This window comes from Methylobacterium sp. Leaf399 (genome assembly GCF_001424525.1).
In the GTDB taxonomy this organism is placed as follows: domain Bacteria; phylum Pseudomonadota; class Alphaproteobacteria; order Rhizobiales; family Beijerinckiaceae; genus Methylobacterium.
In genome coordinates this window covers 57,186-77,880 of sequence record NZ_LMQK01000035.1, presented here as the reverse complement: position 1 = coordinate 77,880, position 20,695 = coordinate 57,186, and the positions used below count along the sequence as shown (strand labels likewise).

The 20,695-nt window shown below is 70.8% G+C and carries 22 protein-coding genes and 1 tRNA gene; 6 read left to right on the top strand and 17 right to left on the bottom strand.

The features are described from left to right. Positions 1-16: 16 nt before the first annotated feature. Positions 17-550 (bottom strand): GcrA family cell cycle regulator, encoded by a 534-nt coding sequence (locus ASG40_RS19680; protein WP_055889680.1) that lies wholly within the window; start codon positions 548-550, stop codon positions 17-19. Between the two features lie 525 nt (positions 551-1,075). On the opposite strand from ASG40_RS19680, the gene ASG40_RS19675 reads away from it, so the two are divergent. Then, entirely contained in the window at positions 1,076-1,921 is an 846-nt protein-coding gene (locus ASG40_RS19675) for a cell envelope integrity EipB family protein (protein ID WP_055889678.1), read from the top strand. A gap of 36 nt (positions 1,922-1,957) precedes the next feature. Here ASG40_RS19675 and ASG40_RS19670 read toward each other — a convergent pair whose 3' ends face one another. After that, the gene (locus tag ASG40_RS19670) at positions 1,958-3,253 is read right to left on the bottom strand and encodes a DNA polymerase IV (RefSeq protein ID WP_055889920.1); all 1,296 of its coding nucleotides are present in this window, start codon (positions 3,251-3,253) and stop codon (positions 1,958-1,960) included. A gap of 40 nt (positions 3,254-3,293) precedes the next feature. Further along, positions 3,294-3,593: a DUF3572 domain-containing protein gene (locus tag ASG40_RS19665; RefSeq protein WP_055889917.1), complete on the bottom strand. Its 300-nt coding sequence runs from the start codon at positions 3,591-3,593 to the stop codon at positions 3,294-3,296. Positions 3,594-3,673: 80 nt separating this feature from the next. Between ASG40_RS19665 and ASG40_RS19660 the strand changes: the two genes are divergently transcribed. Both ASG40_RS19660 and ASG40_RS19655 read left to right on the top strand, forming a co-directional pair. Further along, the gene (locus tag ASG40_RS19660) at positions 3,674-4,054 is read left to right on the top strand and encodes a response regulator (RefSeq protein WP_055889675.1); all 381 of its coding nucleotides are present in this window, start codon (positions 3,674-3,676) and stop codon (positions 4,052-4,054) included. 118 nt (positions 4,055-4,172) lie between these two features. Continuing rightward, on the top strand, positions 4,173-5,546 hold the full coding sequence (locus ASG40_RS19655; protein WP_055889672.1) for a PleD family two-component system response regulator: 1,374 nt from the start codon (positions 4,173-4,175) through the stop codon (positions 5,544-5,546). On the opposite strand, the gene ASG40_RS19650 is transcribed toward ASG40_RS19655, so the two are convergent. The 4 genes from ASG40_RS19650 to ASG40_RS19635 form a co-directional block, all read right to left on the bottom strand. Further along, a complete protein-coding gene (locus tag ASG40_RS19650; RefSeq protein ID WP_055889670.1) occupies positions 5,495-6,739 on the bottom strand; it encodes an O-antigen ligase family protein in 1,245 nt (414 codons plus the stop codon). The genes ASG40_RS19655 and ASG40_RS19650 overlap by 52 nt on opposite strands. 4 nt (positions 6,740-6,743) lie before the next feature. Next, positions 6,744-7,346: a DUF2059 domain-containing protein gene (locus ASG40_RS19645; protein ID WP_082524168.1), complete on the bottom strand. Its 603-nt coding sequence runs from the start codon at positions 7,344-7,346 to the stop codon at positions 6,744-6,746. Positions 7,347-7,419: 73 nt separating this feature from the next. Next, positions 7,420-8,130 (bottom strand): ribose-5-phosphate isomerase RpiA, encoded by a 711-nt coding sequence (rpiA, locus tag ASG40_RS19640; protein WP_055889662.1) that lies wholly within the window; start codon positions 8,128-8,130, stop codon positions 7,420-7,422. 137 nt (positions 8,131-8,267) lie between these two features. Beyond that, positions 8,268-8,783: a hypothetical protein gene (locus ASG40_RS19635; protein WP_244472464.1), complete on the bottom strand. Its 516-nt coding sequence runs from the start codon at positions 8,781-8,783 to the stop codon at positions 8,268-8,270. 147 nt (positions 8,784-8,930) lie between these two features. Between ASG40_RS19635 and gph the strand changes: the two genes are divergently transcribed. Beyond that, entirely contained in the window at positions 8,931-9,620 is a 690-nt protein-coding gene (gene gph / locus ASG40_RS19630; RefSeq protein WP_055889660.1) for a phosphoglycolate phosphatase, read from the top strand. A 7-nt stretch (positions 9,621-9,627) separates the two neighbouring features. On the opposite strand, the gene ASG40_RS19625 is transcribed toward gph, so the two are convergent. The 5 genes from ASG40_RS19625 to ASG40_RS19605 form a co-directional block, all read right to left on the bottom strand. Further along, positions 9,628-9,702, bottom strand: a tRNA-Val gene (locus ASG40_RS19625). A gap of 54 nt (positions 9,703-9,756) precedes the next feature. Then, the gene (locus tag ASG40_RS19620) at positions 9,757-11,436 is read right to left on the bottom strand and encodes an ABC transporter permease (RefSeq protein ID WP_156387830.1); all 1,680 of its coding nucleotides are present in this window, start codon (positions 11,434-11,436) and stop codon (positions 9,757-9,759) included. Positions 11,437-11,486: 50 nt separating this feature from the next. After that, complete coding sequence (locus ASG40_RS19615) at positions 11,487-12,515, bottom strand: extracellular solute-binding protein (protein WP_055889658.1); 1,029 nt, start codon at positions 12,513-12,515, stop codon at positions 11,487-11,489. Positions 12,516-12,675: 160 nt separating this feature from the next. Next, the gene (locus ASG40_RS19610) at positions 12,676-13,761 is read right to left on the bottom strand and encodes an ABC transporter ATP-binding protein (RefSeq protein WP_244480662.1); all 1,086 of its coding nucleotides are present in this window, start codon (positions 13,759-13,761) and stop codon (positions 12,676-12,678) included. Beyond that, positions 13,743-14,459, bottom strand: a complete 717-nt coding sequence (locus ASG40_RS19605) for an alpha/beta hydrolase (protein WP_055889656.1) — start codon at positions 14,457-14,459, stop codon at positions 13,743-13,745. Before ASG40_RS19605 ends, ASG40_RS19610 begins: the two co-directional genes overlap by 19 nt. Between ASG40_RS19605 and ASG40_RS19600 the strand changes: the two genes are divergently transcribed. Further along, positions 14,410-16,761 (top strand): primosomal protein N', encoded by a 2,352-nt coding sequence (locus tag ASG40_RS19600; RefSeq protein ID WP_274533843.1) that lies wholly within the window; start codon positions 14,410-14,412, stop codon positions 16,759-16,761. The genes ASG40_RS19605 and ASG40_RS19600 overlap by 50 nt on opposite strands. A 60-nt stretch (positions 16,762-16,821) precedes the next feature. Then, positions 16,822-17,184 carry an STAS/SEC14 domain-containing protein gene (locus tag ASG40_RS19595; protein ID WP_055889651.1) on the top strand — a complete coding sequence of 121 codons (363 nt, stop codon included), beginning with the start codon at positions 16,822-16,824 and terminating at the stop codon, positions 17,182-17,184. A 27-nt stretch (positions 17,185-17,211) separates the two neighbouring features. On the opposite strand, the gene ASG40_RS19590 is transcribed toward ASG40_RS19595, so the two are convergent. The 5 genes from ASG40_RS19590 to ASG40_RS19570 form a co-directional block, all read right to left on the bottom strand. Next, complete coding sequence (locus ASG40_RS19590; protein WP_055889647.1) at positions 17,212-17,601, bottom strand: hypothetical protein; 390 nt, start codon at positions 17,599-17,601, stop codon at positions 17,212-17,214. Positions 17,602-17,977: 376 nt separating this feature from the next. Further along, a complete protein-coding gene (locus tag ASG40_RS19585; RefSeq protein WP_055889643.1) occupies positions 17,978-18,184 on the bottom strand; it encodes a Trm112 family protein in 207 nt (68 codons plus the stop codon). Between the two features lie 26 nt (positions 18,185-18,210). After that, entirely contained in the window at positions 18,211-18,879 is a 669-nt protein-coding gene (locus ASG40_RS19580) for an LON peptidase substrate-binding domain-containing protein (RefSeq protein ID WP_055889641.1), read from the bottom strand. A gap of 98 nt (positions 18,880-18,977) precedes the next feature. Beyond that, positions 18,978-19,895, bottom strand: coding sequence for a thioredoxin (trxA, locus tag ASG40_RS19575; RefSeq protein WP_055889639.1), 918 nt, complete (start codon positions 19,893-19,895; stop codon positions 18,978-18,980). 284 nt (positions 19,896-20,179) lie between these two features. Next, positions 20,180-20,662, bottom strand: a complete 483-nt coding sequence (locus ASG40_RS19570; protein ID WP_055889637.1) for a hypothetical protein — start codon at positions 20,660-20,662, stop codon at positions 20,180-20,182. Positions 20,663-20,695: the final 33 nt, after the last annotated feature.

Here is a 20,695-nt window from a genome sequence, read left to right as displayed (position 1 = left end):
AGCCGGCCGTGAGGGATCAGCGGAATCCGCCGGCCCGGCGGTCGCGTTTGCGCTCGGTCGCCGGCTGATAGGCGATCTCGGCGTGATGGGTGCAATAGGGCAGGCCGGTGATCGCCCGGTCGCCGCAATAGTAGAAGTCCGTCGAGGTCGGGTCCCCCATCGGCCAGCGGCACATCGCTTCCCGCAGGTCCATGATCGTCACCCGCCGCGAGACCGCCAGGGTGACGGGATCGGCGGGCAGCGCGACGTCGAGTGTGGCGGCAGCGACGACCGCCTCGACGACGATCGGTTCCACCGGCGGCGGGAGCGTCGCCTCCTCGACGATGATCTCGACCTCCGCCTCGCGGGTCGCCTTCTTGCGCCCCGCGATCGCGGTGTCGGCGCTCTTCACGCGTCCCGAAAGCCCCAGGCGGTGGACCTTCCCGATCACGGCGTTGCGGGTCACGCCGGTCAGTTGCGTCGCGATCTGGCTCGCGCTCAGACCCTCTTCCCAGAGGCGGCGCAACAGCGCGACGCGTTCATCCGTCCAGCCCGGGACTGTGTCCATCATCGCCCCCTCAGACATTCGATCATCGCCCCGTCACGACGCAACACCCGCACCCGCCATCTTCGTAACGACCCAGTCGAAAAGGCCATTTCACGATGTCGTCATGACACGGTGTATTGAAAAGAACCGCACGCCTTCCACGGGAACGCTGGTTTCGCCGACGGCAAACCCATCACGACGCGCGCTCTGGTCGTCGTCGAACCGTCGTGTATTGGCCGTCGCGCCGGATGCATCGCCAATCAGCGCGACCGTACAGGAGGCGTCGAGCCGTATGCAAGGGAGACCATGCACGCCCTGCGGCTTTCCACTGCCAATGGGTTCCCGCCACTGCCGATGGGCCCCTGCCATTGCCGATGGCGCCTCACCATCGCCGAGGGGTCTCCACGGCACGTCGCGGTCCGACCACTCCGAGCCCGCATTGTCGCCTAAGCCGGCGTGACTATGTGTGGGCGGTGCGACCGGACGGGTTTTGGTCGGCTCGCGTTCGAACAGGGAGACACCATGCGGTCGTCACGGCGGTTGGGAGGAATGGCGGCGGGCCTCGTCGTGGCGGCGGGGGCTGCGCAGGCGGCGGAGCCGATCCGCCTCGCCGGGCACCGCGCGGTGTACGAACTATCCCTGGCCGAGAGCAGCGCCAGCCGTTCGGTGGAGAGTGCGCGCGGTCGCATCGTCCTCGATTTCGGCGGCGACGCCTGCAAGGGCTACACGATGCAGACCCGCCAGGTGACGCAGCTCCAGAGCGGGGAGAGCGGGAGCCGGACGTCCGACCTGCGCAACACGACGTTCGAGAGCGGGGATGGTCGCAACTTCCGCTTCAAGACCGCCACCCTCCTCAACGAGGCGCCGTCCCAGGCGGTGGATGGGACCGCCGAGAGCGGGGCCGAGACCATCAAGGTCAAGCTCAAGGAGCCGAAGCGCGACCAGTTCCAGGCCACCGGCCCGGTGCTGTTTCCGAGCATCCACATGCGCCGGCTGATCGAGGCCGGGAGGGCGGGGGAGAGCACCCTGTCGGTGAAGGTGTTCGACGGCTCCGACGACGGCCGCAAGGTCTACGACACCCTGGCGGTGATCGGACGCAAGGTCGAGGGTGCGCCCAAGGGCGAGCGCGACAAGGGCGAGCGCGACAAGCCCCTGCGCGAGGGCGAGATGACCACGATGCCGCGCTGGCCTGTCACCTTGAGCTACTACACGCAGGGCGACGGCGAACGCACCCCGATCTACGTGCTCACCTTCGACCTCTACGACAACGGCGTCAGCGGCGCCTTGAAGCTCGACTACGGCAGCTTCGCCATCCTCGGCGATCTGACCCGCCTCGACCTCACCCCGCCGACAAAGGCCGGCGCGGCGGAGACGGCGAAGGAGTGCGCGCCCTGATCGACGCTCCCCCGGGCGAGCCCCTCGTCGCTGGTCCTATCGGCCGCCGCGGGGTGCCTTGGGGTCGCGTACCGTCCCGCTGAAGCCGAGCCCGCGCTGGATGCTGGCCTCGCCGAACCGCAGCCGCAGGCTGTCGAGGGCGGATTCGCGTTTGGCGATGCGACCGAGGTCGCCGTCGAGGAGATCGGCCCGGTCGGCGGTCGTCCCCTCGGAGAGGTCGCCGGCGCCGATGCCGATCAGCCGGTAGGGCGTGCCGTCGCAGGCCTCGCGCAGGAGGGCTTCCGCCACCGGGTAGAGCCTGGCGGCGAGCTGCGTCGGCGCCAGGCCGCGGGCGCGGGTGCGAAGGCGAAATCCCGAATCCTTGAGCTTCAGGGTGACGGTGGCCGCCGCGAGGTCGGCGCGCTTGAGACGTTCGGACACCTTTTCGCATTGCCGCCAGAGGATCGGCCGCAGGGCCTCGAAGGTGCCGAGGTCGTCGGCCAGGGTGGTCTCCGCCGACACGCTCTTGGTCTCGCGCCACGGCCGCACCGGGCGATCGTCCTCGCCCCGCGCCAATGCCCGCAGCCGGCCGGCCTCCCGTCCCAGGGCCGCGTGCAGGCGTTCGGGATCGATGCGGGTCAGGTCGGCGATCTTGCGGATGCCGAGCCCGGAGAGACGGGCCTGCCCGGCCGGGCCGATCCCCGGCAGGATCGAGACGGGGCGCCCGGCCAGGAAAGCCTGTGCTTCGCCGCGGCCGAGGATCGAGAAGCCACGCGGCTTGTCGAGGTCTGAGGCGATCTTGGCCAGGAACTTGGTGTCGGAGAGGCCCACCGAGACGCTGATGCCGATCTCGGTCTCCACGCGCCGTGCGAAGCGGACCAGGGTGAGCGCCGGGCTCGTCCCGTGCAGGCGCTCGGTGCCGGAGAGGTCGAGGAAGGCCTCGTCGATGGAGAGCGGTTCCACCATCGGGGTGAGGTCGCGCATCATCTGGCGAACCTCGCGGCCGACCCGGGCGTATTTGGCCATGTCCGGGCGCAGCACCACCGCATCGGGGCACGCCTTCAGGGCGGCGAACATCGGCATCGCCGAATGGACGCCCGAGACCCTGGCGAGGTAGCAGGCGGTGGCGACCACCCCGCGCCGGCCGCCGCCGATGATCAGCGGGCGGTCGCGCAACGCCGGATCGTCGCGCTTCTCCACCGCCGCGTAGAACGCGTCGCAATCCACATGCGCGATGGCGAGGATGTCGCGTTCGGGGTGCGCGAGCAAGCGCGGCGAACCGCAGGCCCGGCAGCGGACGGACCCTTCGTCCTGGCGAGCGCTGCAATCGCGGCAGACGGCATCGCGGGCCATCACCGCGGCGGTCGCCGCGTCCGCCACTGCGCCTCCCCCGTCACGCGAACCCGTCGTCCGGCTCGCTCGGGCCCAACCGCCGCCATGCCGCGGCGATGCGTTCGGGCGGTACCTCTAGGCTGGCGGCGCAGGCCATCAGCACCGCTTCGTCGCCCATGACGAAATCGAGGACGCCGGCCAGAAAGCCCGGCTCGGCCGCACTCGCGCGCAGGGTGTCCGGCGTCATGCCGGTGAGGGCCAGGAAGGGAAAAAGCCGGTCTTCGTCGCCGGCGATCCAGCCGAGGACCGCCAGGGCGAGGCGTTCGGCCGAATCAGGCCCTTGATCGGATTTGCGTTTCATCAACATGTACCGGTTAAGTCTGGTTGAAACGGGGCTGGCGTCTTCAAAATGAGCCGCGGACTAGCCGGGAATGACAGGCCATGAAGAAAACCGTGCTCATCGTCGAAGACAACGAACTGAACATGAAGCTCTTCAACGACCTGTTGGAAGCCCATGGCTACGCGACCCTCAAGACCGCCAACGGCATCGAGGCGATCGACCTCGCCCGCACCCATCGCCCCGACCTGATCCTCATGGACATCCAGCTGCCCGAGGTCTCCGGCCTCGAGGTGACGAAGTGGCTCAAGGAAGACGACGACCTCAAGGGCATCCCCGTCATCGCCATCACCGCCTTCGCCATGAAGGGCGACGAAGAACGCATTCGTGAAGGCGGTTGCGAGGCCTATCTCTCCAAGCCCATCTCGGTCGCAAAGTTTCTTTCAACGGTTCGCCTGTACCTTGGCGACGAACGACCCGCCTGAACGGGACGAAGGCTGGACGGGCGGCGCCGAGCCCCACCCGTTGAAGACGATCGCGCCGGCGCCGTCGAGGGGTACCCCCACCGGCCGCCGCGTGGTCCACAAGGAGCGATGAGGAACGATGTCCGCACGGGTCCTGATCGTCGACGACCTCTTCCCCAACGTGAAGTTGCTCGAGACCAAGCTGGCGTTGGAGTATTTCGACGTCATCGCGGCCATGAACGGGCCGGATGCCATCGCCATCTGCGAGAAGGGCTTGTGCGACCTCGTCCTGCTCGACGTGATGATGCCGGGCATGGACGGGTTCGAGGTCTGCCGGCACCTCAAGAACAACCCGGTGACGGCACACCTGCCCATCGTGATGGTCACCGCCCTCGACCAGCCCTCTGACCGCCTGCGCGGCCTCGACGCCGGGGCCGACGATTTCCTGACCAAGCCCATCGACGACACCGCGCTGTTCACCCGGGTACGCAGCCTGGTGCGTCTCAAGGCCGTCACCGACGAATTGCGCAGCCGGGCCCTGGCCTCGCGCGCCATGGGCATGGGCGACGCCATCGCGCTCGCCACCGCCGAGACGGGCCAGGACGCCCAGATCCTCCTGGTAGACGACCGCCCGCGCTCGTCCGAGCGACTGGCGGCGGCGCTGGCCCAGCAGCACACGGTCACCGTCGAGCCCGATCCGCACCGGGCCATGGTGCTGGCCGCCGAGGGCGCCTTCGAGGTCGCCCTGGTCAGCCTCGACCTCGCGGGCTTCGACGGCCTGCGCCTGTGCAGCCAATTGCGCTCCCTCGACCGCACCCGCACCATGCCCGTCATCATGATCGCCGAGGAGCACGACCGCGCCAGGGTGGTGCGCGGCCTCGAATTCGGCGTCCACGACTACCTGATGCGCCCCGTCGACCGAAACGAACTCGTGGCGCGGGTGCGCACGCAGGTCCGCCGCCGCCGGTTCTCCGAGGTGCTTCGCGGGGCGGTCAACGCCTCGATGGAGCTCGCCATCACCGACGGCCTCACCGGCCTGCACAACCGGCGCTACCTCGACAGCCACCTCGGCGGCCTGTTCGAGGAGGCGCGGCTGCGCCAGCGGCCGGTCTCGGCGCTGCTGCTCGACATCGACCGCTTCAAGACCATCAACGACACCTACGGTCACGATGCCGGCGACGAGGTGCTGCGGGCCTTCGCCGAGCGCGTCCGCACCCATACCCGCGGGATCGACATCGTGGCGCGCTACGGCGGCGAGGAGATCGTGATCATCCTGCCCGACGCCGACGTCGCCGGCGCCCACATCATCGCCGAGCGCATCCGCGAGCGGATCGAGGCCACGCCCTTCCTCGTCCAGAAGGGAACCCGCACGGTGCCCGTCACGGTCTCCATCGGCGTCTCCGCCCGCCGGGGCGAGGACGACACCGCCGCCGCCATGCTCAAGCGGGCCGACCTCGCCCTCTACCGGGCCAAGGACTCCGGCCGCAACCGCGTCGAGGCCGAGGCGGCCTGACCGGTCCCGGTCTCGCGCAGCCATACGACCGCCGCGCCGAGCCCGGCCGTCCACCACGGCTGCCACGCCCCGTGCTCGACGAAGGCGATGGCGCTGGCCGCCGCGACGAGGGTGAGGGCCACCGCCATGTCGGGAGGCGGCAGCCCCGCGATCCCTCGCAGGGTCAGGAGGAGGACGGCGCTCGCCAACGCGGCACCGACGATCCCGAGTTCGGCCCAGACCTGCAGGAAGCTGTTGTGGGGATGGCCCACCGCCAGCATCGCCCGCAGGTCCGGCTCGAGGCCTTGCGCCGCCGGCACGTCGGCAAAGCGCGCGGAGGTGCCGAAGCCCGCCCCCGTCCAGGGGTCGGCGGCCACCGCCGCCCCGAAACTGCGGGCGATGGCGACGCGGGCGCGCGAACTGCTCTGGACGAGCCTGTCGTGGGCCGCCTCGGGCATCAGCCTGTGGAGGATCTCCCCTTCGATCGGTGCGAGCGCCACGGCGAGGCAGAGGCCGGCCCCGGCGAGGCCGAGCGCGACCCGCGCGGGTGCCAGCCGCGTCACCGCCAGCATCGCGAGCCCCGCCAGGAGCCCGAGGCTGGCCGCGCCGCTCACCGAGCGCAGGATGGCCGTAAGCCCCAGCCCGACCACGGCCAGCGCCCACCATCGCCGCCCCTGCGCCAGGAGGAGGCCCGTCAGGGTGATTCCGACGAGCAGGATCGTCATCGCCGGCCGGTTGTGGACGAAATAGGCGATCCGCCCGCCGAGCAGCCTGCGCAGGGCGAGGTCGCTGGCGAGATCGGCCACGACGACGAGGCAGGCGAGGCCGAACATCCCGGCGGCCAGGGTCGCCGTTCCGGCCGGCAGGCGCCCCGGCGCCAGGCGGGCCACGAGGTAGGCCGCCAGCAGCGTCGGCAGGAACTCGCTCGCGGTGCGAAGCGACAGGGCGGGGAAGGGGCTCCAGGCGAACGAAAGGCCGCACCAGGCCAGGAAGGCGAGGGCGCAGAGACCGAGCGGCGAGCGCAGCGGCGATGCCACCGCGGCGACGACGGCGCGCCGGTCTTCGATCAGCCCGGCGGCGAGGAACAGGAGGGCGGCGAGCCCGACGACGGCAGGGCTCGACCGATTGGCCAGGACCATCGCCAGCGGCACCGCCGCGAGGACGATCGCGCCGAGGCCGTGAAGGGCCCCGACCGCTCCGGTGGTCCGCGCCATGGCGCTACTGGAGCTGGTGGCCGCGCTTGGCCATCTCGGCCCTCACCCGGACCATGACGTATTCCGAAACGTCCTGGGTCCAGGTCTGCATCGCCTGCACCATCTCGTCGAGCACCTGCGGCTGCGTCTCCACGTAGCGCTTGCCGGCGGGCGAGCGGAAGAACGTCGCGATCTCGGTGAGCTCGGCCTCGGTCAGGCGGCGGGCGTAGATGCGCGCGGCCGTGTCGATCATGCTCTGCTTCTGCAGCTCCATCTCGGGGGCGAGGCCGACCAGAACCTCGTCGAGGTCCTTGCCGAGCTCGGGCCGGGTGACGGCTCCCTGGCGAATCTGCTCGCCGAAGGCCGGGATGATCGAATCGAACGAGCGGGCGATGCCGGAGGACAGCATCACCTCCCGTGCCAGGGCGAGGTGGTTCGGGTTGATCGCCGGGGTCTGCGCGGCGGGGGTCGAGGGCGCGGGCGGGGTCGGCGCGGCAGGCTTGGCGGCGGGCTTGGCGGCCGGTTTGGCCGGCGCCGGAGGTTGCTGCGACAGCGCCGGTGCCGAGAGGGCTCCGGCCAGGATTAGGGCCAGCGCCAGCGGAAGGCGGACGGAGATGCGGGAGGACATGGCGGGCGCTCCGGATGGGGCTGCGATGGGGAGAACGACGAACGACATGGCAGCGGACGACGACAGGCGCGTCTCAGACGCGGCCGAGACAGGTGATCTCGGCCCGCCCGTCGCGGGCATGGGCCAGGATCGCGCCGTCGGCGAGCCCGAGGAACAGGCCGTGCTCGACGACGCCGGGCACCGCCCAGAGCGCCGCGCAGAGGGCCTCCGGGTCGGGGATGCGACCGAGGTGCGCATCGAGGATGAGGTGGCCGCCGTCCGTGAGGAGCGCCGCGCCGTCCGGGGTTCGGCGAATCTCGAGCGACCCGGCGCAGCCGCTGCACGCAATGGCCGCCGCGACGGCCACGCGGGTCGCCCCGAGGCCGAAGGGATTGACCTCGATCGGCAGCGGGAACGCCCCCAGCGTCGCCACATGCTTGGCGGCATCGGCGATGACCACCATGCGCCGGCTGGCGTGGGCGACGATCTTCTCCCGCAGGAGGGCGCCGCCGCCGCCCTTGATCAGGCGCAGGGTGTCGTCGACCTCGTCGGTGCCGTCGATGGTCAGGTCGAGCTCCGGCGTCTCGTCGAGGGTCGTCAGACGGATGCCGGCGGCCTCGCAGGCATGCCGCGTCGCTTCCGAGGTTGGCACCCCGATGACGTCGAAGCCGGCGCGGACGCGCTCGCCCAGCAGGGCCACGAACACGTTGGCGGTGGAGCCGGTGCCGATCCCGAGGCGCATGCCGTCCTCGACGAGGACGAGCGCCCGCTCGGCCGCAGCGCGGCGCAGGTCCGGGCCGCTCACGACACCGACTCGGCGGCAACGGGCAGGGAGGAAGCGTGCATGGCTCGGCTCGGCTCGTCGTGACGGTCGGCTGGCCCTAGCATGGCTGCGGGACCCGGCAAACGCCCAAGCCCGGCCTCGGGCCTGCGCGGCCGGCTTTAGGGACGTCCCTGAGGCGGGGTCACGCTGGGGACGGAGCGTTGGTTCGCGCCGCCCGCGGCGGGTCCCTCGTCGGCCGCCGGCGGATTGGCCTGGGCGGTGCAGACCACCGCGTCCTTCTGCGTCTGGACGTAGCAGATGCTCATCTCGCCGGTGCGGTAGTTGACGCGGAACACGCCAGCCTCGCGGCTGTGGCGGGTGGCGACGAGGCCGTACTCGGAGGCGACCTGCGCGCTCGCGCCTTCGCCCGCGCCGTAGCAGACCGTGACGCCGACGCTGCCGACCGCGCCTTCGCGCAGGCCGTACTGGCAGGAGGTGACCTCGCCGGTCACCCGGTCGACCCGGTAGACGCGGTTGAGGTCGATCTGGGGGGCCGGCACGAACTCGTAGGAGCCGGCGAGCGCCGGGCCGGCCGCGAGCACGGCGCAGACCCCCCAGGCGAGGCCGCGACCGCTGCCGCGCCGCGCCGCGCCGCCGTCACCGCGAGGCCGGCCCCGTTCCGTCGCCCTGTCCATCATCGCCTTGCCCCGAGTGACCCTTTGCGCAACGGCAGGAGCGCTAGCGGCCCCTTGCGGCGCAACCGTGACCCTCCGGTGCGAGCCTTGATCGGTGTCGCCCCCCCCGCTAGCCAAGGGCTTCCTCCACAGACAGCGCGAGACCCCATGACGAGCTTGCCGCCCATCGCCGTGTTCGACCTCGACGGCACCCTGGCCGAGACCGCCGGCGACCTCGTGGGCACTCTCAACGCGATCCTCGCCCGCGAGGGCTTGGGCCAGCTTCCCCTCGACGAGGCCCGCGACATGATTGGGGCGGGGGCCAAGGCCCTGATCCAGCGCGGCTTCTCCGCCGCGGGCCGGGACCTGACGCCCGAGCGGCTGGAAGCCCTGTTCGCCGATTTCATCGCGCATTACGGCCGGAACCTGTGCGTCGAGTCGCATCTCTACCCGGGCGTGGTGCAAGCGCTCGATGCCCTGGCGGCGCGGGGCTATCGCCTGGCGGTCTGCACCAACAAGTACGAGCGTCATGCGGTCGAACTCTTGACGCTGCTCGGCGTCGCCGATCGCTTCGCCACCATCTGCGGCCGCGAGACCTTCCCCTATTTCAAGCCCGACCCGCGCCACATCACGCTCACGGTCGCCCGGGCCGGAGGCGATCCCGCACGGGCGGTGATGGTGGGCGATTCCCGCGCCGACATCGATGCGGCCAAGGCGGCCGGAATCCCGGTGGTGGGGGTGACCTTCGGCTACACCGATACGCCGGTCGATGCCCTCGGGGCCGACCGGGTGATCTCGCACTTCGACGATCTGGTGGAGGCTGTCACGGCCCTCGTCCCACTCGAAGAGGTGGCATGAGGGGAAATGGTGGGCGCGACAGGGATCGAACCTGTGACCCTTCGCGTGTGAAGCGAATGCTCTCCCGCTGAGCTACGCACCCGGACCGTGGCGCCTTCTAGGGCGGGCAAACCCGGCCCGTCAAGGGCGGATCGCGCTACGGATCGACCGAAACGCGGCGTCCGCGTCCGTCGAGGCGCAGCAGCACCGCCACCGGCACCAGCCCGACGAGGACGATGAGGAGGGCCGCCACCGTGCCGTCCTCGTAGGTGCCCCGTGCCGCTTCGCCGTAGAGATGCGTCGCCAGCGTCTCGACGTTGAGCGGGCGCAGGAGCAGCGTCGCCGGCAGTTCCTTGACGCAATCGACGAACACGAGGAGCGCGCCGCTCACCAGCGCCGGCCAGGCGAGGGGCAGTTGCACCTGCCGCACCGTCGCGGCCGGGCCACGCCCGAGCATGCGCGCGGCATCGGGCATGCTGGCGGGCACCCGCGCCAGACCGGCCTCGCAGGTGCCGATGCCGACGCCGAGGAAGCGCACCAGGTAGGCGGTGACGAGGGCGCTGCCCGTGCCGAGGCCGATCAGGGCGGGGCTCGCCCCGAACAGCGCCTCGGTGATGCGCGAGAGCCCGGCATCCATCAGCGCCAGGGGAGTGAGCAATCCCACGGCGAGCATCGTGCCCGGCAGGGCGTAACCGAGGCTGGCGATGCGGATGAGGGCGCCGCCGATGCGCGGCGAGGCGAGGCGGGGGGCCGCCGCCACCAGGAATCCGATCACGGTGGCGATCGCCGTGGCGATGGCGGCATAGAGCACGGTGTTGGCCACTTCGGTCGACAGCGTCGGCGGCAGGCCGACCCTGGTGATGCGCGAGACCGCGCCGGCGGCGAGATAGGCCGCCGGGATCAGGAAGCCGATCGCGACCGGCAACAGCCCGAGGCCGAAGGCGAGGGCGGCGCGGGCGCCCGTGAGCTCCTGCCGCACCATGGACCGGGGCGCGCGCGCCGTGGCGGCGTAGCCCCGGCCGCGCCGGGCCCAGCGCTCGGCCGCCACCAGGGCGAGGACGAGGGCGAGCATCACGAGGGCGATCTGGGCCGCACCCGGCAGGTCGGACCGGTTGATCCAGGTGGCGTAGACCTGGACCGTCAGGGTGCGGACGCCGAGGAATTCCGCCGCGCCGACGTCGTTGAGCGCTTCCATCAGCGCGAGGCTCACCCCCACCGCGATGGCGGGCCGCGCCAGCGGCAGCGCTACGGTGAGGAAGACGGCCGACGGCGCCCGCCCGAGGGAGCGGGCCGCTTCCACGAGGCCGCCGGCCTGCATCAGGAACAGCGCCCGGGTCGGCAGGTAGACGTAGGGGTAGAGGACGAAGGCGAGGAGCACGATGCAGCCGGGCATCGAGCGCAGGTCCGGCAGCACGAGGTCGCCGGGCCGCGCGATGCCGAGGGCGGCCCGCAGGGTCGATTGCACCGGTCCGATCGGGTGCATCAGGTCGAGGTAGGCGAAGGCCACGATGTAGGTCGGCACCGCCAGCGGCAGCAGCAATCCGGCTTCCAGCCAGCGGCGGCCGGGAAAGGCGTAGGCCGAGACCAGCCAGGCGCTGCCCGCCCCGATGACGACGACGAGGATGCCGACGCCGGCCAGCAGCAGCCCAGTGTCGCGCAGGGCCTGGGGCAGGACATGCGCGGCCAGATGCGGCCAGAGCTCGCCCGTGCCGGCCAGCGCCGAGACGCCCAGCGAGACGATCGGGCTGAGCACCAGCGCGGCCAGCGCCAGGGCCGCGACGATCCAGCCGATCTGCCCGGCTGGCAGGCTCGGCGACCGACGTGCGAGGTCGGCCACCGGAGGCGGCGTCAACCCGTGCGGTGCCGCCGCGGTGAGCACGGACCCGGTCAGTTGTCGAACCCGACCTTGTCGACCAGCAGGCTCGCCGCCTTGCGGTTGCGGGCGATGTCGGCGATCGACACGCTATCGATCGTCAACGGCCCCAGTGCCGTGAGCAGCGGCTCGATGGGAGCGCCGGCCTTGACCGGATATTCGAAGTTGCCCTTGGCGTAGATCGCCTGGGCCTCGTCCGAGACCAGGAACTCGAGGAGCTTGACCGCCTCGTCGCGGTTGGGCGCGTTCTTGGCCACCACCGCACCCGATACGTTCACGTGGGTGCCGCCGCCGGCGAAGGTCGGCATCACCACCTTGATGGCCGAGCCCCAGGTCTCCTGCTCGGGGCCGCCTTTGCCCGACCGCATCAGGCCGACGTAGTAGGAGTTTCCGAGCCCGATGGAGCAGGTGCCGGCCAGGATGTCGCGGGCGACGTCGCGGTCGCCGCCGGCCGGCTTGCGGGCGAGATTGGCCTTCACGCCCTTCAGCCAGGCTTCCGTCTTCTCGGAGCCGTGCTTGACGAGGTAATGCGCGATCAGGGCGGTGTTGTAGGGGTGCTGCCCGGAGCGCAGGCAGAGCTTGCCCTTCCACTTCGGGTCGGCGAGCTCTTCGTAGGGAACCGCGGTGAGGTCGGTCAGCGCCTTGTCGGCGTAGATGACCCGCGCCCGCATCGAGAGGGCGAACCAGCGCCCGTCGGGGTCGCGCAGGGGCGCCGGGATCGCCGCTTCGAGCACCGGCGAGCGGATGGCCTGGGCGAGGTCGCGGTCCACGAGTTCGATCAGGTTGCCGGCGTCCACGGTCATCAGCACGTCGGCCTTGGCCCGCGCCCCCTCGGCGGCGACACGCTCGGCGAGCCCCTTCTCGACGAAGGAGGTGTTGACGGTGACGCCGCTCTTGGCGGTGTAGGCGTCGATCAAGGGCTTGATGAGGCCCGGCTCGCGGGTGGTGTAGAGGTTGACCTCGGCCGCTTGCGCCGCTGGCGCCGACCACAGGCCGCCGACGACCAGGACACCGACGAGGGGAGAGACGAACCGACCGAGCATCGTGCGAGCCTTCGTAAAAAGACGAGGGCTGCTCACAAGCATCGGGCGCGATGGAGCGCAAGCACGATCTCTTTTACTTAAAACACTTAAAAAGTAGAGTTCGCGACACGACAACGCAGAGATACGGTCTGTGGTGGCGCAAGATTCTATCCCTGCGGGTTTAATCCTCTCCCCGGCGGAATAAAAAGCCGCCGTCGAGGTCCGCCCGAAGGCCGATCGTGTCGCCGGGCACGGTCGCGTCGCCGTGGGGCACCGCGAGGCTGACGGGCACCGGCATGCCCTGCGCCATCGCGACGAGGATGGCCCGGCTGCCCAGGAACCGACGCTCGACGACCGTCGCCCGCAGGCCCCCTCCGTCGGCGGCGAGCCGGATCGCCTCCGGTCTGAGGCACACGAGGACCGCCTCGCCCGCCGCGAACCCAGGTGCCGGCACCGGGCCGAACGGGGTCTCGACGACGCCGTCACGGCAGCGGCCGTCGATCTCGACGAGGTCGGTGAAGAAGCGTGCGGCGAAATGCGTGGCCGGTCGCCGGTAGAGATCCTCGCCGCTCCCGACCTGCACGATCCGCCCGGCCCTCATCAGGGCGATCCGGTCGCACAAGGCCAGGGCCTCGTCCGCATCGTGGGTGACGAGCAGGGTGGTGGTCCCGCTCGCCCGCAGCACCGAGAGGGTGTCGGCCCGGACGTGGTCGCGGGTGCGTCGGTCGAGGTTCGAGAACGGCTCGTCGAGGAGCAGGATGCGCGGGCCCGGTGCCAGCGCGCGGGCGAGCGCCACCCGCTGGCTCTCGCCGCCCGACAGCGTGCCGGGATAGCTCTCGGCCCGGGCGGCGAGGCCGACCTGGTCGAGGCGCGCCTGCGCGATCGCCTGCGCCTGCGCCGCCGGCCGCCGGTGGAGCCCGAAGCGGACGTTCTCGGCCACGGTGAGATGCGGGAACAGGGCGTAGTCCTGGAACATCAGCCCGACGCCGCGCCCCTCGGCGGGCACGCCGCCGCGCCCGTTCACGACCACCCCGTCGAGGCTGACCGTCCCGGAGTCCGGCTGTTCGAGCCCGGCGACGACGCGCAGGAGCGTGCTCTTGCCGCAGCCGGAATCGCCGAGCAGCGCGACGATCTCGCCGGCCTCCACGGTCAGGTCGACGGCGTCGAGGACGCGGGTCCGTCCGAAGCTGAGGCAGACCGCGTCGAGGTGCAGCCGCACCTGCGCCGCCGCCCCGGTCCGCTCCGCGATCATCCCGTCCTCGACCATGACCGCCGGCCACTCCCCGTCGGCCCATGCGCCGCCCGTGTCGCAAAACGCCCTACCCGGACGAAATGCAAGGCCTGCGCGACCACCGTCGCGTTGTTCATCATCAGGCTATGGGTGGCGTGGAGGGTGACGTGGTCGGTCATTCCGGCGACTTTCGTGCGCGCCACGGTGACCCGCCCGTCGTCGGGTCCGGGCAGCATCAGCCAGGATTCGAGGGGCGACAGACTCCTGTCCCCGGCGATGATTCCGAGGGGATACTCGACCCGCCCCAGCAATGCGCGCAGGGCCGCATCGGGCGTCGTCGTCAGCTGCGCCCCGGCCGGTCCGAAGAACAGCCGGTAGGGGGCGAGCCGCCAGAGCCGGTCGGCGATCTCGCTGCCGCCGTTGGGCGGACCGAGCATGACGACCCGGCCGAGATTGGCCGGCCGGTGCCGGGTGACGAGCGCGCGCGCGAGCAGGCCGCCCATGGAATGCGTCGCCATGTGCAGGGCGGCGACCGAGCCGGCGAAGGCCGCCACCTCCGGTGCGATCCGCTCGACGAGGTCTTCGAGGGGCGCCTTGCGCGCCGGGTAGTCGAGGTTGAGCGTCGCGTATCCCGCGGCGCGGAAGGCGCGCTCCAGCCCGGCGAGGGATGCGGCGCGGCGGGCGATGCCGTGGAGGAGGAGCACGCCTTCCCGCGCTGGGTCTCTGGACGTCATCGGGCTCCCGGTCCCGCGAGCCGGACGCTCGCCGTTCGTGACGCCTCGGCACGATGATCGCGCTGGGGTTGGCGGTCGCAGTCAGCCTTCACCACGCCTATATCCCCAGCATGTCACCAGAACCGCCTCCATGCCCAGCGTCGCCGAGATCCTGATCCCGCTGGCGCTGGACACCGCCTATAGCTACGCCGTCCCCGAGGGCCTGGCGCTGGCGCCCGGCGACGTGGTGCAGATTCCGCTGGGGCCGCGCGAGACCGTGGGCGTGGTCTGGGCCGTCGACAAGACCCGCGCCGGCTCGAATCTGCGGCCGGTGACGGGGCGGATCGAGGCGCCGGCGCTGTCGGGCCCCTTGCGCGAACTGGTCGACTGGCTCGCCCGCTACACCCTGGCGCCGAAGGGCTCGGCACTGGCCATGGCCCTGCGGCTGCCCGACGAGGCGGCCCGTACCGAGACGGTGCGCGTCGGCGTGCGCACCACCGGCAAGCCGCCGTCCCGGCCCACGACCGCGCGCGCCAAGGTTCTCGCGGTCGCCGCCGACGGCGTCATGCGGGGCAAGGGGGCCCTGGCCAAGGAGGCGCAGGTGTCGCTTAGCGTCGTCGACGGCCTCGTTGACGACGGTGCCCTGGAGGCGGTGGCGCTGGCGCCAGAGCCGGTGGCGCTGCCGCCCGATCCCGACCATGCCCGGGTGCCCCTGTCGCAGGCCCAGGCGCAAGCCGCCGAGGATCTGATCGGGCTCCTGAATCCCGCCGACGGGACCCCGCCGACGGTGCTGCTCGAAGGCGTCACCGGCTCGGGCAAGACGGAGGTCTATTTCGAGGCCGTCGCCGATTGCGTGCGGCGCGGGCGCCAGGCCCTGATCCTGCTGCCGGAGATCGCGCTGACGGCGCAGTTCCTCGACCGCTTCGCCGAGCGGTTCGGTGTCCGCCCGGCGACGTGGCATTCCGGCATCGGCGGCAAGCGCCGCGAGCGCCTGCGCGCGGGGGTGGCAGCCGGCGAGGTCGCGGTGGTGGTGGGGGCGCGCTCGGCGCTGTTCTTGCCCTTCGCCGAACTCGGCCTCATCGTGGTCGATGAGGAGCACGAGACCGCCTATAAGCAGGAGGACGGCGTCCACTACCACGCCCGCGACATGGCCGTGGTCCGGGGCCGGCTCGAGGATTGCGGCGTGGTCCTCGCCTCGGCCACGCCCTCCATCGAGACGCGGGTCAACGCGATGCGCGGGCGCTACCGCCGCGTCGTGCTGCCGGAGCGCTTCGGCGGACGGCGCCTGCCGCAGATCGCGGCCATCGACATGCGCCTCGACAAGCCCGAGCGCGGCAGCTTCCTGGCGCCGGCCCTGGTGAGCGCGGTGCGCGAGACGGTGACGGCGGGCGAGCAGGCGCTGCTGTTCCTCAACCGCCGGGGCTACGCGCCGCTGACCCTGTGCCGGGCCTGCGGCCACCGCTACCAGTGCCGGCAATGCTCGACCTGGCTGGTGGAGCACCGCTTCCGCCGGGCCCTCGTCTGCCATCAATGCGGCTACACCGAGCGCCGGCCGGACTCGTGCAGCGCCTGCGGCACCTTCGACAACCTCACCCCCTGTGGCCCGGGCGTCGAGCGCATCGCCGAGGAGGTGGCGGCGCTGTTCCCGGAGGCGCGCACCATCGTGCTGTCGAGCGACTTCCCGGGCGGGGCCGAGCGCCTGCGGGCCGAACTCCAGACGGTGGCGGAGGGCGGCTGCGACATCGTCGTGGGCACGCAGCTCGTGGCCAAGGGCCACAACTTCCCGCACCTGACGCTGGTGGGCGTGCTCGACGCCGACATCGGCCTTACCTCCGGCGATCCGCGGGCGGCCGAGCGCACCTTCCAGCTCCTGCAGCAGGTGACGGGCCGGGCCGGGCGTGGCGAGCGGCCGGGCCGAGCCCTGGTCCAGACCTTCCAGCCCGAGCACCCCGTGATCGCCGCCCTGCTCTCCGGCGACGGCGAGCGCTTCTACGCCGAGGAGATCGCCGCCCGCGAGGAGGCGGGCCTGCCGCCGTTCGGGCGGCTCGCCGCCCTCGTCGTCTCGGCCAACGAGCGGGAGGCGGCCGAGGCCCACGGCCAGGCGCTCGCCCGTGCCGCCGAGCCGCCCGCCGGCGTGATGGTCCTCGGTCCGGCCGAAGCGCCCCTCGCGCTGATCCGCGGCCGCTACCGGTTCCGCCTGCTCGTGAAGACGGCCCGCGCCATCGACCTGCAGACCTATCTCCGTGACTGGCTCGCTCGTGCGCCCAAGGCCCGTGGCAACGTCCGGGTCACGGTCGACGTCGACCCGCAGAGTTTCCTATAAGGACGCGTCCCCCAGCGCCATCCGGCGCGCGACGGGCGGAACGCAAGGGAGTGCGCCAGCGTGCTGAGCTATCAGAAGAAGCCGGAATCCAACGTCGCCGAGATCATCGTGGACGGCAAGATCACCGACGCCGAGATGGATGCCGTCGTCGCCGCCATGAAGGCCGATTTCGAGTCCGGGACGAAGCTGCGCCTGTTGCAGGACATCCGCGCATTCGAGGGCATGGAGCCGGCCGCCTTCTTCAAGGACGTCCGCTTCGGCCTCGCCCTCCTGAAGGGGGTCAGCCACGTGGCGGTCGTCTCCGACGCGCAGTGGATGCGCATCATGGCCGAGACCGCCGGACGGCTGTCGCCGGCCCAGATCAAGGTGTTCGAGCGCTCGCAGCTCGAGGACGCCCGCACCTGGCTCTCCACCGCGACCTGATCCCCGAGACCTCGACCCCGGGCCGGATCATTCGGCCTGGGCGGTGCGCGTATCGCTGCGCGTGGCGGTCCAGCGACCCGAGCACAGGGCGGAGACCTTCCAGGTGCCGCCGCCGGAGCGGGCCTGCAGGCGGCCGGTGACGGCACCGCTCGCGGACCCGTTCGAAACGCTGAGCCCGACCGTGCCGTCGGTGTCGACGCGGCCCGACAGGCGCGCCTTGTCGGAGGCGGAGACGAGCCGCACCGATCCCTCGTTCACCGAGACGGCGTAACGGGCGCGGCTGTCGCACAGGCCGCTTTCGGTCACGAGTTCGACGGACCAGGTTCCGTTGAAGTGACTCCCGGTCTTGGTCGGCGCGGCCAGGCTCGGCCCGGCCATGACGGCACTCATCATCACGACGGCACAGAACTTCGACATATCCATCCTTGACAGTTGGCCAATAGATCCCGCGCACGATCTGCCGTGAGGCAGCGTTTCGAGCGATATCTCACGATCGCGCGGTGGGGATTGATCAGATGATCATAGCACAAACGGCAGGATGATGACACCGCCCGATGCCGAGGCTCCATCGGTCAGCCGGATTGGGTCTATCGTGCAGGACTAGCCTATGGCTGAGCTTCGCGGACGGGATGTCACGCCGGAGCTGGTTTTCGACGCACGTTCGTCTACGGGGGAGCTGCCACCCGCGGATTTCGCGATGACCCATCACCAGACGATGAAACGGACGATCTCGACCGGGACCGGCCGGATCTTTTCGCCCGGTCGTCCCTCGGTTGCATGGCGTCTTGGACCGTCAGTCGATGAGCGTCCGCGCTTCCTCGGGCAGCATGATCGGGATGCCGTCGCGGATCGGATAGGCGAGCTTGGCCGAGCGGCTGATCAGTTCCTGGCGATCGGCGTCGTAGTCGAGGGACTGCTTGGTGAGCGGGCAGACCAGGAGTTCGAGCAGCTTGGGGTCGACACGGGTCGCTTCGACCGCGGGGATCGGATCGGTGGCCATCGGCGAAGTCCTTTGAACGCGTGGGATCACTGCAGGGTCGAGTCGGCCCCGGCGCCGCGTACCAACTCCATCTCGGTCACCGCGATCAAGACCTCGGCCCGCGATTTCAGATCGGGGGCTTCGAGCATCGCCTGCTTCTCGCGGGCCCCGAACGGGCTCATCATGCACAGGGCGTTCACCAGCGCCTCGTTCGGCGCCTCATCGATGCCGGCCCAATCGACCTTGAGGTCGTTGCTTTCGACGAAGTCCTTGAGCGCCTTGAGGACGCCTTCGCGGTCGACCGCGTCTTCTCCGGCCCGCGGCTCGAAGTCGCTCGCGAAATCCGTGTAGGACACCTGGCAGCGCCGGTAGCGCGAGGTGGTGGCCATCTCGCTCTCCACGCGGAACCGGGCGATGCCGGTGAGCGAGATCAGGTAGCGGCCATCGCCGGTCTCGGCGAACTGGGTGATGCGCCCGGCGCAGCCGACCCGGTACAGCCGCGGCGTCATCGGCGAGGCGCCGGCGTCGACGTCGGGCTGGATCATGCCGATGATGCGGTCGCCGCGCAGGGCGTCGTCCACCATGGCCAGGTAGCGCGGCTCGAAGATGTTGAGCGGCACCTGCCCACGCGGCAGCAGGAGCGCGCCGGGAAGCGGAAACACCGGGATGACCCCCGGACAATCGTCCGGCCCCTTGTAGACCGAATGCGTGCTCATCGTTTCTCCTCGGGAACCCGTGCTGTCACGGGAACGGCGCCGGCATCAGGTTCGGCCTTCGTCGGCAGACCGTCTCGCCACCCATCAGATGGGCGCGATTACGCAAAGACCAGTGTCGACAATCGCCGCCGCCCGCGGATCGAAGCCTTGTCCATCAGGCCCCAGGCCTCGAAGAACGTGAGGAGCTGCTTGCGCGCCGCACCCTCGTTCCAGGTTCCGTCCCGACGCACGATCTCGATGAGGTGGTCGACCGCCTCGTCTCGCTTGTTGAGGCCGTTGAGCCCTAGTGCGAGGTCGAACCGCGCCTGGTGGTCGGCGGGATCGGCGTCGATCCGCCGCTGGAAGGCGGACAGGTCGCCGAGCGAGGCGGCCTGTTCGGCGAGCGCGATGGCGGCGGTCAGGCTCGCCACCGCCGGATCGGTCGCCTTGGCCTCGGGCACCATCGCCAGGATGCCGCGCGCCTGGTCGAGCTCACCGAGATCGAGCTGGATCTTGGCGAGCCCCGTGAGCGCGACGATGTTCTCGGGCTCCTCGGCCAGGACCGCCGCGTAGAGCTCGGACGCACCGGCGACGTCGCCCTCTTCCAAGGCAAAGGCCGCCTCGCCGAGGACGTCCTCGACCGGGGTCGGCCCAACCGGGCCCACCAGCGTCTCGATGAAGGTCTTGATCTGCGCTTCCGGCACGGCTCCCATGAAGCCGTCCACCGGCTGGCCGCGCTGGAAGGCGATGACGGCCGGGATCGACTGGATCCCGAGCTGTCCGGCCACGGAGGGATGCTCGTCGATGTTCATCTTGACCAGGGCGACCTTGCCGCCGGCGGCCGCCACGGCCTTCTCGAGCACCGGCGCGAGCTGCTTGCAGGGACCGCACCAGGGCGCCCAGAAATCCACCAGCACCGGTCGATTCATCGACTCGGCGATGACATCCTGGCGGAAGCTCGCGGTGGTGACGTCCTTGGTCGGAGCGCCCGTGGCGCCGGCCGGTTGCGCGCCGGGCGCGATAGCGTCGTTAAGCATGGAACCCTCGAAGTCGTCGCGTGTCGACGTCCGAACCGACCGGCGGACACCCGATCAACGGATAGATGGGCCTTGGCGGCTCGGTGACCAGAGCGCGCCCTACAACCATGACGCAGGCCGGTGCAATGGCTGCGGCCCACGGCTTGCTCGCTGCGACTCCTGGCGTTCGGAGACGCAGCGAGTGGTCACCGCCCCTCGGGACGCCTGGAACACCGATGGACCGGCCGGTCCGCGACCCCGGTTCTTTGCCGCTTCTGAGGGCCTTAATTCTTGTTCTTAGGGCCTTAATTCTTGGCCGGCGCTGCTGCGTCCTTCGACGCGTCCTTGGCGTCGGTCACGAACGTGCCCTCGAACCGTCCGGCCGCGCTCGTGGCCTCGCAGACGATGGCGGTCTTGCCCGCCTCAGGCGTCTTGAAGCTGCAGGCGCCGACCGCCACGGTGGGATTGCGGACGATCCCATCGGTCCCCTTCTCGCCCGGGATGATCATGTTGATCGGCTGCAGGGGATCTGTCTCCTCGGTGCGCTCCTGCTGAGCGCCGTTGCCCGAGAAGCTCAGCGAGCGACCGTCCTTGGTCGTGAACTCGAAGCTCGCCCGATTGCGCGCGACCCCGTTCGTCAGCGTGTCCTGGCAGGACTCGCTGAGATCCTTGTCGGCGATGACCAATCTCTCGCAGCGACCGTCGAGCTTGATGGTGGCCTGCGCATGGACGTGGCCCGACATCGCGAGAACGGCGCCGAGGGCGAGGAGAGCTGTGCGTATCGTCATGGGGGTTGAGATATGGCCGAACCACGTTTCGTC